Below are 15,424 nucleotides of genomic sequence, written 5' to 3' on the forward strand. Positions count from 1 at the left end.
TCAGTGAGAAAGTCCTAGGGCGTGTTCGGCGGATCATTCCGCCTCGCGGCCGCCAGACTGCCTCTCGCTGCGCCGCCTTCGCTTGGACAGCCAACCCCGGGCTGACCTGCGCTTGTCGTCTTGCGAGAGATTGCCTGGCGGCCGCTCGTGTCTTTCGGCGCTAGCGCCGAACCGACCGGAAGTATCCGCCGAACACGCCCTAGTACTCAGCTTGAACTCGTGATGTCTGCTGGTGTGGCCGTGTCGGGTTCCATGGTCAGACCGGTCGGCGGCAGACAGCCGTCGATCAGGTGGGGCCGGTATGGGATCTTCTTCAGTTTCCGCTTGACCACCCGGGTCAGATGCGCCAGATCAGCGGCGGCGAAATCGGCCAGATACCGTGTGAGCAGCGACCAGACCCCCTCGGCCGGGTTCAACTCCGGCGCGTAGCGGGGCAGCTGGACGATGCGCAGCCAGTCCTGATGCTCGGCGGCGAAGTCGGTCAGCTCGCGGGTCAGATGCACATTCAGGTTGTCCCAGCACCACACCACCGGGGCGCCCGACCGCAAATGGGTCATGCGGTACCGGCGCCAGGAGAACGCCTTGGGCTCGCCCCAGCGGCCGCGGTAGAGGTGCAGGACGTAGAAGAAGCGTGAGCGGTCACCGGGCCGGTAACAGAGCACACCGGCCACGTTGACCCTGCCCGTGCCCCGGCCCCGCACCCGCACCAGGGGCCGCCGCCCGCGCGGGGCCCAGGTGCGCCCCCGGGGCGGCCTCAGCCGCTGCCCCGCCTCGTCCTCGAATCAGACATAGGCGCCCAGGTCGGCCGCGGTCTTTTTACCTGCGGCCATACCCGGGCCTTCCAGACCTCGATCTCCTCATCGTCGCGTTCCAGCGCCCGCCGCACGGGTATCTGCGCGGACCAGCCGTGCCGGCGCAGCAGCTTCCACACGCCCTGGACGGTGTAGCCGGTGTGGAACATCCGGCCAATCAGCAGCTTGACGCGGTTGAGCGTCCACCCCTGGGACTCATCGCTCCAGCCGTGCGCGAGCGGGCCGCGCTCCAGCTCCCTTTCCAGCCGCTCCCACTGCCCGGGGCTCAACCGCTCGGTCGAGACCGGACCCGCCGAGCGCAGCGCGTGGGCACCGCCTTGTTCCCACGCGTGCCGCCAGCGCCTCACCGACCGCTCGGTCACCCGTAGCCGCCTGGCGATGGCCTCGGTCTTCTCACCGCGCGCGAAGTGCTCGGCCGCGTCCATCCGCAACCGTTCTCGCCGTTCTTGTTCCTGAGGCGTCAGACCGCCCCCTTGCGCGTACCTCATGAGGACGTCGTACCTCGGTGGTCGGCCGCTGTCACCAGGTACCGGACATCACGAGTTCAAGCTGAGTACCCACAGCCCAGCGCAGGCATCATCGACTCGCAGAGTCTTCAAGGTTACCGACCGAGGCATAGCTCTGACGGCACCAAAAAGGCCAACGGGATCAAGCGCTACCTGCTGCTCGGCACCTTGGGCACCGTTCTTGCGTCATGCACGAGCCGGTAAAATTTAGGATTTACTCTTAAAGTCATCATCTTCTTTTTCGGAATCAGCAATGGATTAGTCGCTGGACTCTACAAACCGAGCGGACATCTCAACATGCCATTCAGCACGGGCGACGAGTTCATCGAAAGTGATAACTTCGGGATCGTGCAGGTTTCGCCGAAACATCTCGAAGCTCCGGAACTTGTCTGACACGACCCCCCCGGCAGAACCAGTGAGTTGATCTAGAGTTCCAGCAATGACGAATGACCGAGGGCGAAGCAGGAAAGTTCCGGACGGCAGCATTTCTCCCTCATCAGAGGTGTCTTGCAGGTAGTCTCCAAGTTCACGGCAAGCCAGATGCACTGTTTGCTGAGATTGAACAACTGCACCGCTAAGCTCTTTGGAAGGATTCCAACACCCGGAGCGATATTCACTATCCACCAATTTCGTTCGATGATGCTTAATTTCAGCAAATGCGAGGGAGTGAATTACTCCAGCCGTACGAAGGAGTGCATCGGGTATCTTTCCAGGGTTTTTGATGTTTCGCCCAACAACAGTTTGTCCAAGCTTCTCGCGGTCCCAAGAAGTGAACAGTTGACCACCTAGGCCGACACCAAGGATCCATGGGTTCTTCTCAAGCGTTAATTGCCAAGCGCGCTCAGGGCCCCCGGCTTCAGCCGCAGCCAAATCAAACGTCGCCTCACTTCTAAGCCACTCTTGCATCGTCTGTACGACATTTTTCCGGTGCTTCAAAGCGATGACATCCTCAGCATCAGCGTCGGCCTCGATGAGAGCTTTGAATCGATCAGGCTCTTTGGAATAAATCCTACTAACAGCGTCAGGATCTCCAAAGAGATCTTTGATAAGCTGATCGTCGACATAAGCTGAACTTTCGCCTTCGATCGGGATCGTGCCAAGCGCTCGCAACATATCTATTAGGCGAGCCGCTTGTTCGCGGTTGAGTTCGAGGACTGTCTCAAGCTTTGATGCGCTACTGCCTGCAGGAACTTTCTGAATTCGAAGCATCCGAACCGCTCCACTTTCTCGCGCAACTTGGAGCTGTATCTGCTTGCGCCCTTTGGGAGTCTCAGAGATCACCGTATTAATCCATTCCCATTTTTCATTCTCAATAAAATTTTCTTCATCGAATACGCGATATATATAGCGCGACGGATGCCCGGCATCTCGACCAAACAGAGTTCGAAAGCTTCGACTAGCATAAGTTCTCGTGGTCAACCGCCCGGATGCATAAGTAACTTCGTTTGGCTCCCCCGGACTCTCGAATATGTATTTCGACATCTTCCACCCTTCAATAATTCCCGGTAGCGGGAACCACTCTTGCATGTCTAGCTGGCACCCGGAGGCCGGCCCAAACCACGACTCGGTCAGCAGCCGTGCGCTACACGGCTACACGCCCAAGCCGTGCGGCATGCGAGGCCAGGGTGCTCTACGAAACCATAATGATGCAGCACATGCTCATTGTGCAGGGACTTAAGTAACAAGAGTTGGCCTCGCGGCCAGTTCCGTACATGATCAATAACAGAGTGTGATCTTCTTCGATGGCATCAAAAGAGTTTTCAGGAAAAAACGTACAGAACACCCAAATCACGCCGCTGCCATCCAGGGAAAACACATCCCGCCTTGGCAACCTTGAGCCTCATGGGAGCTACCAACTTTACGACCCAGGGAGAGCCTGGGAAGGGCCAGAGCGGTGTTAGGGGCAGGCAGCGGAGCGTGATCATGTTCATCAATGAGGTTGGGGGCAGGCACTCACAGTCCTCGGCAATGCGTCAGCGCTTACCCAGCTAATCGAACTCAAGTTCGATTCTTCATCTGTGTGGCGCTTTCGCAAACCAGTCCACTTCAAGCGCAGGCACACACCACAGAACCAGATGTTCCGGGAGCCGCCCTCACTCTTCTGAACAACTTGAACGGTGATACCCACCCTGCCCAGTGCGCTCACTCCGTCAGGAACTGCCCGCTCAGACATACTGCAACCGATAGAACAGTTCCGATACCCAGGACAACAGCTCTCCTTGAGGAGCTCGTGGTGCACCCGCGAGGGTGCACCAGACGGGCAAAGGTCGTGCACCCGGAGGGTGGACGGGGGCCGGTGCAACGTGGGGGAACCTGGGACAACGGGGTGACGGGCGGCGGCGCGGCCTGGGGATTCTCGTATCTGCGCAGGTCGGCGGGCTGGCGCTGGGTGGTTCGATTCCCGTCATCCGCTCCACACGGCAGAGGCCAGGTCAGACCGGATTCCCGGTGACCTGGCCTCTCGCGTTTACAGGGGGTCCGTACGCGCCGCGTGCCCGCTACGTGCCCGATGATCAGTTCTGAGCACCCGCCGCAGGCGGACCATCACCTTCCCCCGCACGGGACCGGCGCAGCTCCTCGGTGGCCCTCTCCCCCAGCCGGTCCGCGATCTCGCGTTCGCGTTCGTCCCGCGCGTGGAGGTAGATCATCGCGACCCGCGTGCTGGAGTGCTCCATCCGCCGCATCAGCTCTCGCAGAGGCGCCCTCCCGCCCTGGCCGGGTGGCCCCTGCCTTGTCTTCCTGACCCGCGCACAGAAACCCTCGATACGAAACCGCGAAGGCTCCCAACGCCTTGCGTAAGGCTGTGGTTCGCCTGCGCCGTGCGGAACGAGGACAGACCACAGCCGCAGGCTCATTTCGTCTCGAAACGCAGATCGGTGATGGTGGACAGGTCGATGCCGTGGCGGGCGTAGACCTTGGTGGTGTTCTCGCCCGTCAGGTCCGCTTCGGCGTAGCCGAGCAGGGCCGCGACGCGCACCACCTCGGCGCGGCTGTCGGCCTCGATCTCCAGGTAGGCGGGGATACGCGGCCAGGAGTCGATCTCCAGTTGGGCGCCGTCCAGGGTGAAGCTGTGGCGGCGGTTCTCCTGATAGGCCTTGGGCGTGTATCCGAGTTTGCCCAGCAGGGCGTTGGCGGTCTCGAAGTCGCCGACCTCGGTCTCGGTCTCGCGGGTGCCGCCGATGGCGTCGGAGTCGATCTCCTTGACCGTCAGCGTGACCTGGCTGCCGGTGTCGCGCAGGCGCACCCACCGGGAGGCGTCCCCGGGTTCGATGTCGTAGACGTAGCGGCGCTGGAGCACCTCGCCCAGGTCCGTGCCGCCCTTGTCGAGAATGCGCTGGGCCACCTGGTCGACGTCGATGTCCAGGACCTTGGCCTCGTACTCGATCGCGCTCATGGCGTCGGGTTTCCTTCCGTGCTGTGTGTCGTGGTGGGAGAGAACGCGGGGGTTCGGTGGGCGGCTTCCAGCCTGTCACGGTCGGTCTGGCGAAGGCGGAGGATCTCGTCCTTGACGGGGGCGTTGAGGAAGTCCTCGATCGGCTGGCACAGGTCCATGCGTTGGAGGCACACACCCACCAGGTGGCGCCCGTGGCGGTCGCGGTACAGGCGCAGGCCGTAGAAGCCTTCCTGGCAGTCGGTGTCGTTGTTGAACCGGCATCCCTGGCAGGTGGCGGGCAGGCGTACCGATCGGATCCACTTGACGTGGATACGGCGTCGCCCGCCGTCGATGCGGTAGGCGGTGCGTGCTCCGGAGACTCCGGCGGTGAGGTGGTGGGCCTCGGCAACGGCACCACGCTGGGCCAGGAGCTGATGAATGGCATCGATGGATGTCTGCCCGTGGTCGAGTGAGTTGAGCAGCCGCACGGACAGTTCGGGGGCATAGGTGTCCAGGAGTCGGTGGACGCGGTCGGTGTGGGTGTGGTCGAGGACGACGATGTTGGCGCTGGCCCGCACCCCGTGGTCGACGCAGGCCTGGATGGAGGCGTGTAGGGCTCGGATCTTCGTGGCGGCCTTGGCGGGGTCGCGGAAGCGGGTGTGCTGGACCTGGGCGAGTTCTTCGTGTGTGGTGCCGAAGACGGAGAAGTTGACGCGGTCGAGTCCGGCCTCGGCGCAGACGGGGATCTGTCGGGCCCCGTTCTCACCGTTGGAGGTCATGCACACCCGATAGCCCTGGTCGGTGGCGAGGCGGACCAGCTCGGGCAGGCATGGGTGGAGTGTGGGTTCTCCTCCGGTGAGGTGGAGTTCGGCGAAACCCATGCTCTGGCGTAGCTGCCGCAGGACATGAGCAAAATTCTCGTCGGGCGCGATGGTGGCGGGCAAAAAGGCGGCTCCGTTGGTGGCTGCGTAGATCGACATCCGCCCCGAGGTACCGGAAGCGGTGAAAGGTCCAGGGCCGCGGTTGCGGTTGTCGACCACGACGGCTGTGCCCTCGTTGTGGCAGAAGGTGCAGGTCATGCCGCAGGCGTCGAGGATCTTCACGCGCAGGGTGGTGTCGGTGCCGATGTAGGTCGGCACGGGCTCAGGGATCGGGGGAACGTCCATGGACAGGCTCCTGTGTCGGCGCTCGCGGTGGAGCGGGGAGGTTGCGTCACAGGCGACGATCCCGTTGCGGGTACCGCTCCTCCCATTCCTGGTGGATATCCCCCTCGGAGATAATCGGGGTCGTGTCCGCGTAGACCGAAGGGGATCCATGCCTGGTCGTTCCTGGGAACAGATCACCATCCCGGCGTGGGCCTGGGGACGTCAGGAGACACAGCGGGCCCTACGCGAGCGCGACATCGCCGGCCTGCTCCGGCTGGTCCAGGCACACGGTGCGAGCCAGACACGGATCGCGTCAGTGACCGGCATCGCCCAGGGACGGGTGAGCGAGATCCTGAGCGGCAGGCGCACGGTCAGTTCGCTGCGGTTGATCGAGCGGATCGCCGACGGGATCGACATGCCCGACCCCTCACGTGTCCTGCTCGGCCTGGCACCCCGGCAGCCGTTCACGGACGCGGAGAAGTCTGTCGCTGGTGACCGCGTCGCTGCCGTCGCCCCGATGAGCGCACCGGCTCTCGATCACCAGGTGCGGGAGCGCTTGGAAGTCGTCTCAATCGACCGGACGCTCATCACCCTGTTCGAGGAACAGACACAGAACCTGCGCCTGATCGACCGGAAACTGGGCGCTCACTACCTTCTGGCGCAAAGCCAGGCCCATGTCCAGCAGATGGAGGAGCTGCTACGCCAGTCCATCCCGGGGGCCGCACGGCGCGGCCTGGCCCGCGCCTTGGCCGAAGCAGCGTCCCTGACCGGATGGCAGGCCCTCGACTCAGGACGCGCGGCGACGTCCTGGCGGTACTACGAACTCGCCAAGGCGGCGGCTCGCGAAAGCCAGGACCCCGTGATCCTGGCCCACGTGAGCGCCGAACAGATCTACGTACTGCTGGACAGCGGCCAAGCGCCGGAAGCACTCACCGTGCTCAGAGCCGCGCACAAGGACGGCGGTGGGGCGCTGCCCCCGTTGCTGCGCTCGTGGATGCGGGCCGCCGAAGGAGAAGTGCACGCATGTCTGGGACAGAAGGTGGAGTCACAGAAGGCCTTGGAACGGGCCTTCGCTCTTCTCCCCCAGCAGCCGGATGATCCCGCGTTGCCATTCCTCATGCTGGACCAGCCTCACCTGCTGCGCTGGCGGGGCCACTGCCTTGCTCGCCTCGGCGTGCCCGAGGCGATCGAGGACCTGACCCGGGCTTTGGCGGACATCGCACACCTCGGGTTGGGGCGCGCCGAGGCCGGTCTGCGCACCGACCTGGCCCTGGCCTACGCCGCCTACGGCGACCTCACCCAGGCCCGTGGACAGGCGCGACGCGCCGTCGAGCTGTCGAAGCGTTCCGGTTCGGTCCGCCAACGCGCCCGTCTTGCCCGGCTACTGGAACCTCGGGCTCTCTCAGGAGGCAAGCAGGTGGAGTAGGGCGATGAGGGTGCCTGAGCTCTGCACACGCCCTTCAGAGACCAGGGCGCGGGCCTTGGTCAGGGGAACCCACTCATAGACGCCCTCGTCGAACTCGGTCGGGTCCGCGACGAGTTCGGCGTCGCGTCCGACGAAGACGTGGTGGGGGCTGCGGACCGTGCCGATCATCGGCTCGAACGTGGCCACGTGCTCCACCGAACCGACCCGGTGCCCGGTCTCCTCCAGAGCTTCGCGAACGGCGGTCCGTTCCGGTGTCTCCTCGGGATCCAGGAGCCCGCCGGGCAGCTCCCAGCCCCATACGTCAGGCACGAACCGGTGACGGTAGCTCATCAGCACGTGCTCTGCGGTGCGGTCCAGGATCGCGATCACCGCGGCCGAGGGCAGTGTCACGGTGTGGTGCTCGAACCTGTTGCCCGAGGGTGTGGTGATGTCGGCCTTGCCCAGCCGCACCCACGGGTTGTCGTACAGGGTGCGCTCGCCGTGCACCACCCACCGGCCCTCACCGTCCTCGTCACCGCTCATGACCCGAAACTACCGCGAAGGCCTCCACACCTCCTCAGGGCTACCCTCTGGTCACAGGGCATCGATCTCCTCTCTGTGCTCGCCCTTCAGAAGAACGAGCAGGCCACGGATAGTGGTCCAGACGAGTTCGCGATCGGCCCTAGCCCGACCCCGTGCCGCCCACCGCCACACCACCCGGGCCCACCGTCAGGCACGACGCGCCGCAGAGCTGTCGGACAAGTCCGGCTCCATCCGCCAACAAACCCGGCTCGCCCGGCTCCTCCCGCAGCAAACAGCTACAGGAGGCGAGGAGACCGGCACACATCGGCGAAGCCTCGGTTGGGAGGCCCAGCGGGATGGTGGTCCTGGTCGGTTTCTCCTCATTACTGGCAAGATCCGCTGCCTGCCATGAAGCTGTCCAACCTCTGGCAGGCCTCGGCTAACGGCTGCGACACCGTTCGCCCCGAACGGTGTCGTCAAATCATCCCTGGTCGCCGGCTTCCCGGTACTGCGGACGCTGGTTGTACCCGCGCTCAGGGTTGTTTGCGCCGTGTTCGACGATCAATACGTTCTCACATCGACGGACTTCGCTGTCCGTGGCAGTCTCGGATTGCCACAGGATTTGTTTGCGAATGGTGAAGTCCTGAAGTTCGGCGCGGTCGAAGTCTCGGAAAAGGATCTCCTTCGAAGGGCTCCCGAAGTAGGTCAACCGGCTATCAGTGAGATCTGAGCCTACATAGATTTTTCCATTGGGGTAAGTGATCTTGTAAATGACCTTCATGCGGCAACGGTAACAGTCCACACTGACAAACAAGCCACAGTGCCGCTGGTCGACTGGGCACCAGTGGCACCATGGGGCTCGTACCCACATGAACCCCTGCAATTCACCTAAGCCCTGGTGCACTCAGGGCGTTCGGCGGGGTCAGGGTGTTCATACCAGAACCATGCAGGAGCGAGGCGGTGGCGCCTGTCCGCCGACATCAGAATTCCGGAGAAGTCCTGCTTACCCTCAGGAGAGACCCTTGGTTCACACCGAGACCATGGGTCGCGCCACGGCCAGCGGGCAACAACAGGGACCGCAGGCCAGGGCAGAGAAATAAAGAACATCGCTTCAGGTGAAATAAGCGCGCGGTCAACCACCAGTCGTTTCCCCCGACGCCCAAACTAATGAACTGAGGGCAATCCTCATCTCCTCCCTTCCGAACAATAACTTCACCCAGTGATTATTCGTTTCACGATGGGGTGCGCCCCGGCGGCCACGTCACCGGACGTCGATCACCTCGATGGCACCGGTGGCGGTGTTCGTGCGTCGAAGGGACACCGGGCGGATGCACGCCCCGTGGTCGTCGACGACCGGTTCGGCCTCCCCACACGCCAGGGGTTGCGCGAGTCGTTCGACCCTCGTTGACTTACCGCTGGGCGTCGGCACCGGCCCGCCCCGTATCGAAGGAGTTCGAGACGGTATGAGCGCCACACCTAACCCGGAGAGGTTCTTTCTCCCCATGGTCGCCGTCATGTTCACGCTGATGTTGGCGGTCTCGTTGCCGCTCGCACTCCTGACGAGTTGGCCCACGTGGCTCACGGCCCTCATCGGGGTCGGCGTCAGCGGTCTGACGGGCCCCTTCATCACTCGCTGGATCCTCGAGCGGCGCGAACGCGTCCGGAGCCGCCCCTCGCCGAGCGCCGGGGAATAACCCCCTGCGCACGGCGATGGCGCTCGTCGACCCACCCATCTCCGCGAACACAGGACGGGGCCCCACCGGATGAGCGTTCCCACGCCTCCATCCCGCCGACCGGTTGTCTTCACCGCTCTCCTCACCGGAGTCGGAGTGCAATGGGTGGCACTGGAATGGCTGACCGAAGGGCGTGTCAGCGGTATGGCGCTGGCCGTGACTGTGTTCTGGTCGGCGCTTCTGACCAGGGCCGTCAGCACCTACAAGCATGAACGCCGCAACGCCCCCGCGTCTCAGGCCGCCTCTCCGGCCGAGGAAGACCCTGCCCCATAGACGTCGACCACGGTGGAGACGCCGTCGTCGGAGACGTAGGAGGCTCGGCCCCGCACCGGCGCCCACGGGCAGGGCCACGAACCCGGCCACCAGGTCGCGCCGTGCACCCACGCTTCCCACAAGCCCGCCTCGGAGGAGTTCTCCCAGTTCAGAGGCTCTCCTTGGGGTTCGGGAGGCGCCATCCCCGGTCGGCTCCGGAATCGACGTCTACTCTGTCCTTGATTTCGGAGAGTGCTCACACGATCCGGCACCGTGACGCGGCGCCCTCTCGTGGAGCGCTTCGCGGACCGTCGCGCTCACGCGTCCGCCCACGCCCCCTTCCCCGCCGGCCGCGCCGGTCCGGGTGACGGTCGGCGGGCGGCGGCCCCTGCGGCAGGCGTTCCCCCACCAGGAGACGAGGCGGAACCATGCACGAGCGCGTCGAGCACTCGAACACCCGCGGCACCACACCTTCCCCCGGGCGCGGGGGCGCCGCGGGCGGGACCCCTGCCCCGTCCTCGTCCGCCGTCGTCGCCGGGAGCACGCTCCTGGTCGAGCGGGCGCTCTCGGAGGGCCGGAGGAACTTCGACGCCCTCGGCCGTTCCTGGGACCTGCTGCCCGGGGTGTTCTCGCCCGCGCTCACCTCCAGCACCGGGTTCTACACCCGCCACCTCCCCTTCCCGCAGGGGGGCCGCTTCCTGGAGATCGGCTGCGGCGCCGGGGTGACCGCCGTGCAGGCCGCGCTCTCCGGGTGCGCCGGGGTGACCGCGGTCGACATCGGTCCCGCCGCCGCCGCGAACACCGCCCGCAACGCCCGGCGCCACGGCGTCTCCTCCCGGGTCAGGGTCGTGGTCGGCGACGTGTTCGACGCCGTCCCCGACACCGGGTACGACCTCGTCTTCTGGGCCATCCCCTACGTCGCCATGCCCGAGGGCTACGAGCACCCCTGCGATCTGACCCGCGCGGTCTTCGACGTCGGCCACCACTGCTGCCGCTCCTACCTCGCCGGCGCGCGCGCCGTCCTCGCGCCCCGGGGCCGGCTCTTCCTGGGGTTCGGGGACATCGGCTACCGCGACGCGATGGAGGACCTCGCGGCCGCCCACGGCTGGCGGCCCGAACTCCTGGCCGCCGAACGGGCCGAGCCCGACCACCACATCGAGCACCAGATGTTCGAGCTGCACGACACCACCCGCACGGCGGGGGACGCCTGACCGGACGCCGGCTCGCGGCCGTCGGCCCCCGGGGACCGCGTCACCCGTCGGTGCGGCGGAACCGGTACCACTGCGGGGAGGTGCGGTCCATAGGCCACCCCAGGCCGGCGGTGTCCGCGTCCTCGGCGGCGAGGAGCTCCCACCCCGGGAACGCCGCCTCGACGTCCGCCCGCGAGACGCCCTCGACGAGCCGGCTGTACCGCGACGGCCCGAACGCGAGCAGCAGCAGGGCGGCCCCCGGCGCGGCGAGCGCCGTCACGCCCCGCCCCTCCGCGGCCCGCTGGTCCGGGTCGAGGCCCTGGAAGCAGCCGACGTCGAGGAAGAGGTCGAACGCGCCCAGGCCGGCCGTCTCCAGGGCGGTCGCGTCGCCCACGGCGTAGGAGACGTCCGCAGGGCCCTTGCGCCGGGCCGCCGCGATCGCCGCCGGGACGATGTCGACGCCCACCGCCTCCCACCCGCGCCGGGCGAGCTCGGGGGTGAACTGCCCGCGTCCGCAGCCGATGTCCAGCGCCCGTCCGGGGCCGGTCGGGCGCTCCCGCGCCTCGCGGTCGAGGAGGGAGCCGAGCTGGGCCCCGCCCGCGGCGCCGTAGCGCTCCCAGGGCGTGAGGCCGAGACGATACATCCACGCGTATTTCGTCATGGCCCCAACGTAGGCCGGTCCTCCGGAGCGGTCGGACCGCCCCCGGGGTTCGGGGAGCGCGGCCGGTCCCGCCTTCGGTAGGCCGAGGTACCCCCAAAAGTCGTAGGACAGGTTCCTACTCGGGACAGAAGACCGGTCGCACCGCGTCGCGCGATGCTGGGGCGACCCACGGCAGGCGGCGTCCACGACGCCGCCTGCCGCACCGATCCCCAGGAGTAGTCCGTGTTTGCGACCAGTCCGATCCCCCGGGCACACCGCCCACGGCGCGGGCGCCGACGCCCTCTCGCCGTACTCGCCGCGGTGGGCGCCATCGCGGTTCTCGCGACCAGCTGTGCCGGGGCCGCCGGGCCGGTCCCCGCCCCCGCACCGAAGCCCCACAAGCCGGAGGCCGCCGACGCCGCCCTCACCGAACAGGACGTCAACGCCTGGCTCGACGGGATGCTGCCCGCCTACCTGAACGAGGCCCAGATCGCCGGGGCGGCCGTGAGCGTCGTCGCCGACGGCGAGCTCCTCACCGCACGCGGGTACGGCTACTCCGATGTCGGGGCCCGGGTGCCGGTCGACCCCGAGGAAACGCTCTTCCGCATCGCCTCGGTGTCGAAGACGTTCACCGCGACCGCCGTGATGCAGCTGGTCGAGGACGGGCGGCTCGACCTGGACACCGACGTGGACGAGTACCTCGACTTCGAGGTCGAGAAGTCGTTCGACCAGGACCTCACCCTCCGCCACCTGCTGTCGCACACGGGCGGGTTCGAGGAGCGCGTCGCCAACGCGATGCTTCCCGAGGGCGAGGAGGTGAACCTGCGCGAGATCGTCGCCGAGGACCCGCCGGAGCAGATCTACGAACCGGGGACGACACCCGCCTACTCCAACTACGGCATCGCGCTCGCCGGCTACGTCGTCGAGGTCGTCAGCGGCACCCCGTTCCCGGAGTACGTCGACCAGAACGTGCTCGCACCGGCCGGGATGGAGTCGTCCACCTTCGAGCAGCCGCTGCCCGAGGACCTGGCGTCCCGGCTCTCGGAGGGCTACGCCACCGACGAGGACCCGCCGATCGAGCGGTTCGAGACCGTCTCCGACTCCCCGGCGGGGGCGCTGACGTCGTCGGCGACCGACATGGCCGCCTTCATGCGCGTGCACATGGAGGCGTCCGAGGGCGCCGGTGTGCTGGAGCCCGGGACGGTCTCCCTGATGCACGAGCCGGCTCTGGGCGAGGAGAGCCTCGGCGGGCTCGCCGCGGGCGGCCGGATGGCCCTCGGGTTCTTCTCGGAGGAGCGCAACGGCAACCGGATCGTCAGCCACGGCGGGGACACCGACGTGTTCCACTCCGAGATGCAGATCTACCCCGAGCAGAACGCGGGCATCTTCGTCACCATGAACAGCAGCGGGTCCTCGGGGATCGTCTCCCAGAACCTGCGCATCGCCCTGGCGGAGGGGTTCGCCGACCGCTACTTCCCCGGTGAGGAGGATGACGGCGAGGAGGCCGAGTCCACGGCGTCGGAGCACGCCGCGATGCTCGAGGGGAAGTACTCGACCTCCCGGTCGATCCACAGCAACTTCCTCGCGCTGCTCTACGCCGTCGAACAGGCGCAGATCACGGCGACTGAGGACGGGACGATCTTCCTGGTGAGCCCCGAGACCGGACAGCCGACGGAGTACACGGAGGTCGAGCCCTGGCTGTGGCGCGAGGTCGACGGCCACCGCACCCTGGCGGCGGACGTGGTCGACGGCGAGGTCAGGGCGGTCGGCACCACGGCCTTCACCTTCCTGCCCGTGGGCGAGGACGACGTGCCGGCCTCGGTGCTCCTGCCGATCGCCGCCTTCTCGGTGGCGGTCATCGCGATCACCGTCCTCTCGTGGGTCCTCGGACCCGTCGTCCGCTGGAGGATGGCCCTGCCCCGGCGTGACAGGGCCGGGCGCTGGGCGCGGGTCCTCACCCGGGCCGCCGTGGCGGCCACCGTGCTCGGATTCGCCGGCTGGGTGTTCGCCGTCCAGACGGCCATGTCCTTCGAGCCGGTCTCCTTCACCATGCTGCGGGTCTTCCAGGTCGTCCAGGCGATCGGCCTGCTCGGGGTCGTCCCGGCAGCAATGGTCGTCTACGGCGACATCCGGCGCAAGGAGAGCGTGGACCGCGTCATCGGCAGCCTGCTGGTCCTGGCCGCGCTGATGGGCACCGGTACGATCGCTGCCATGTTCGGGATGGTCGCCGGCAGCGTGACGTTCTGACTCCCCGGCGGGGTACCGGCACGGGTCCGGTGCCCCGTCCCTCCCCTTCACCCCCCGGACGGAATCGATGAGGTGTGAGAACCCGGTGGGTCCGGAAGGCGCCGACGACGAGCGGTACCCGCCCGGCGGGCCCGCCCCCCGGCCGCTCGCACTGTTCGACGCCGCGCTCACACGTGTGGGGTTGCGCGGGCCGTTGAGCCGCGACCTCCTCCTGGGCGCGTTCATCGCGCTGGCCTCGGCCCCCATGCTCCTCTCTGTCGTGGTCCTCGCGAGAGCGGAGGGGGTCCCGTTCTCGCCGACCGCCGTGGCCGTGCTCGCGGCCCTGACCGTCGCCCAGTCCCTGGTGCTGGGCGTGCGCAGGCGCTCCCCCCTCCTGTGCCTGTTCCTCGTGGTGGCGACCCAGGTGGGGGTCTTCGCCCTCCTGCCGGGGGACGTCGCCTACCAGGGGCTGGCCCCGTACGTCGCGGCCTACACCTGCGGCACCGTCCTCCCGCTGCGTCGGCTGTCCTGGATCCTCGTGGCGGTCGCGGCCGTGATGGGCGTGTCCGGTTTCGTGTTCGCCCTGCCGCCGTTCGCCTCGCTCTCGCCCCCCGCCCGGGTACCGGACCCGGTGGTGGCCGGCACGGCACGGCTGCTGTCGGCCGCGATCAGCTTCGGGCTGGCCGGCTTCGTCGGCAACAGCGTGGCCGTACGGCGGCGTTTCGCCCGGTTGGAGCGGCTCAGGGTGATCGAGGCGGAGCAGGAGCGGACCAACCGCGCCATCCGGGCCGAACGCGCCCTCATGGCACGGGAGTTGCACGACATCGCCGCGCACCACCTCTCCGGGATGGTGGTGCAGGCGGGCGCGGCCGAGAAGCTGGCGGCCCGGGACGCCCCGGCCATCGCGGAGACGATCGGCTGGATCCGGATCCAGGGCCGGGAGACCCTGGAGAGCCTGCGGATGGTGGTCGGCGCCCTGCGGGAGCCCGGGGCGCACCCGCACGAGTCCCCCGGGGCCGGGTCCGACGGCTCCCGTGCGGACGGGGCCCCCGTTCCGGGGGTCGCCGTGCTCGACCGCCTCGTGGCGGGGGCCCGCGCCCAGGGGTGCGAGGTCGTCCTGGAGCGCACCGGCAGCACCTGCCGGCTGCCGCCGGTCGCCGATGTCACGTTCTACAGGGTGGCGCAGGAGGCGCTGGCCAACGCGCGGGACCACGCGTGGGGGGCGCCGGTGCGGGTGGTGCTCGACCACCGGGGGTCCGAGGTCGTGCTGAGGGTCGACAACGATCCCGGCGTGGAGCGCGAGGGGTCGCCGAAGGGGCTCCGAGGCCTGGGGCTGGTCGGGATGAAGGAGAGAGCCGATCTGATCGGCGCGGTGCTGGAAGCGGGGCCGACGGACTCGGGAGGGTGGCGCGTCCGGCTCACACTGCCCATCGTCTGAGGGCCGGGCCCGGCGGGAGCTCCGCCGGGCACAGGGCCCCCGCCCGGTGCCGCGTCCACGAGGCGCCCGGCCGATCGCGTGGGACGGAACCGCAGGAGTTCCGTCCTTCGAGGTCAGCGGGCGCCTCTTCGTGGCTCCCCGTCCCGGCGCGGTCATCGGCTGCCGAAGTGACGCCTAGACTG

At 67.4% G+C, this 15,424-nt stretch carries 14 protein-coding genes; 5 read left to right on the forward strand and 9 right to left on the reverse strand.

Annotation, left to right across the window (positions count from 1 at the left end; translation table 11 throughout):
• Positions 1-206: 206 nt before the first annotated feature.
• From ABZ234_RS02320 to ABZ234_RS02345, 6 genes are all read right to left on the reverse strand, one after another.
• Positions 207-758: a transposase gene (locus ABZ234_RS02320; protein ID WP_355010753.1), complete on the reverse strand. Its 552-nt coding sequence runs from the start codon at positions 756-758 to the stop codon at positions 207-209.
• The gene (locus ABZ234_RS02325; RefSeq protein WP_355010674.1) at positions 755-1,300 is read right to left on the reverse strand and encodes a winged helix-turn-helix domain-containing protein; all 546 of its coding nucleotides are present in this window, start codon (positions 1,298-1,300) and stop codon (positions 755-757) included. Before ABZ234_RS02325 ends, ABZ234_RS02320 begins: the two co-directional genes overlap by 4 nt.
• 276 nt (positions 1,301-1,576) lie before the next feature.
• A complete protein-coding gene (locus ABZ234_RS02330; protein WP_355010675.1) occupies positions 1,577-2,845 on the reverse strand; it encodes a Shedu immune nuclease family protein in 1,269 nt (422 codons plus the stop codon).
• 986 nt (positions 2,846-3,831) lie between these two features.
• Positions 3,832-3,993 carry a hypothetical protein gene (locus tag ABZ234_RS02335; RefSeq protein ID WP_355010676.1) on the reverse strand — a complete coding sequence of 54 codons (162 nt, stop codon included), beginning with the start codon at positions 3,991-3,993 and terminating at the stop codon, positions 3,832-3,834.
• A 176-nt stretch (positions 3,994-4,169) separates the two neighbouring features.
• Positions 4,170-4,712 (reverse strand): class IV adenylate cyclase, encoded by a 543-nt coding sequence (locus tag ABZ234_RS02340; protein WP_355010677.1) that lies wholly within the window; start codon positions 4,710-4,712, stop codon positions 4,170-4,172.
• Positions 4,709-5,857 carry a radical SAM protein gene (locus tag ABZ234_RS02345; protein WP_355010678.1) on the reverse strand — a complete coding sequence of 383 codons (1,149 nt, stop codon included), beginning with the start codon at positions 5,855-5,857 and terminating at the stop codon, positions 4,709-4,711. Before ABZ234_RS02345 ends, ABZ234_RS02340 begins: the two co-directional genes overlap by 4 nt.
• 148 nt (positions 5,858-6,005) lie before the next feature.
• On the opposite strand from ABZ234_RS02345, the gene ABZ234_RS02350 reads away from it, so the two are divergent.
• Entirely contained in the window at positions 6,006-7,262 is a 1,257-nt protein-coding gene (locus tag ABZ234_RS02350; RefSeq protein ID WP_355010679.1) for an XRE family transcriptional regulator, read from the forward strand.
• On the opposite strand, the gene ABZ234_RS02355 is transcribed toward ABZ234_RS02350, so the two are convergent.
• Both ABZ234_RS02355 and ABZ234_RS02360 read right to left on the reverse strand, forming a co-directional pair.
• Positions 7,239-7,784 (reverse strand): NUDIX hydrolase, encoded by a 546-nt coding sequence (locus ABZ234_RS02355; RefSeq protein ID WP_355010680.1) that lies wholly within the window; start codon positions 7,782-7,784, stop codon positions 7,239-7,241. The two genes, ABZ234_RS02350 and ABZ234_RS02355, sit on opposite strands and share 24 nt — an antisense overlap.
• Before the next feature lie 460 nt (positions 7,785-8,244).
• Entirely contained in the window at positions 8,245-8,544 is a 300-nt protein-coding gene (locus ABZ234_RS02360) for a hypothetical protein (RefSeq protein ID WP_355010681.1), read from the reverse strand.
• Between the two features lie 682 nt (positions 8,545-9,226).
• Here ABZ234_RS02360 and ABZ234_RS02365 point away from each other — a divergent pair.
• Positions 9,227-9,457 carry a hypothetical protein gene (locus tag ABZ234_RS02365; RefSeq protein WP_355010682.1) on the forward strand — a complete coding sequence of 77 codons (231 nt, stop codon included), beginning with the start codon at positions 9,227-9,229 and terminating at the stop codon, positions 9,455-9,457.
• Between the two features lie 719 nt (positions 9,458-10,176).
• Complete coding sequence (locus ABZ234_RS02370; RefSeq protein ID WP_355010683.1) at positions 10,177-10,959, forward strand: methyltransferase; 783 nt, start codon at positions 10,177-10,179, stop codon at positions 10,957-10,959.
• Between the two features lie 40 nt (positions 10,960-10,999).
• Here the strand turns inward: ABZ234_RS02370 and ABZ234_RS02375 are convergent, their stop codons facing one another.
• The gene (locus ABZ234_RS02375; RefSeq protein WP_267947073.1) at positions 11,000-11,599 is read right to left on the reverse strand and encodes a class I SAM-dependent methyltransferase; all 600 of its coding nucleotides are present in this window, start codon (positions 11,597-11,599) and stop codon (positions 11,000-11,002) included.
• Between the two features lie 300 nt (positions 11,600-11,899).
• On the opposite strand from ABZ234_RS02375, the gene ABZ234_RS02380 reads away from it, so the two are divergent.
• Complete coding sequence (locus tag ABZ234_RS02380) at positions 11,900-13,825, forward strand: serine hydrolase domain-containing protein (protein ID WP_355010684.1); 1,926 nt, start codon at positions 11,900-11,902, stop codon at positions 13,823-13,825.
• A gap of 85 nt (positions 13,826-13,910) precedes the next feature.
• A complete protein-coding gene (locus tag ABZ234_RS02385) occupies positions 13,911-15,242 on the forward strand; it encodes a histidine kinase (RefSeq protein ID WP_355010685.1) in 1,332 nt (443 codons plus the stop codon).
• Positions 15,243-15,424: the final 182 nt, after the last annotated feature.

The sequence above is a fragment of the Nocardiopsis sp. NPDC006198 genome, assembly GCF_040613895.1.
GTDB lineage: Bacteria > Actinomycetota > Actinomycetes > Streptosporangiales > Streptosporangiaceae > Nocardiopsis > Nocardiopsis tropica.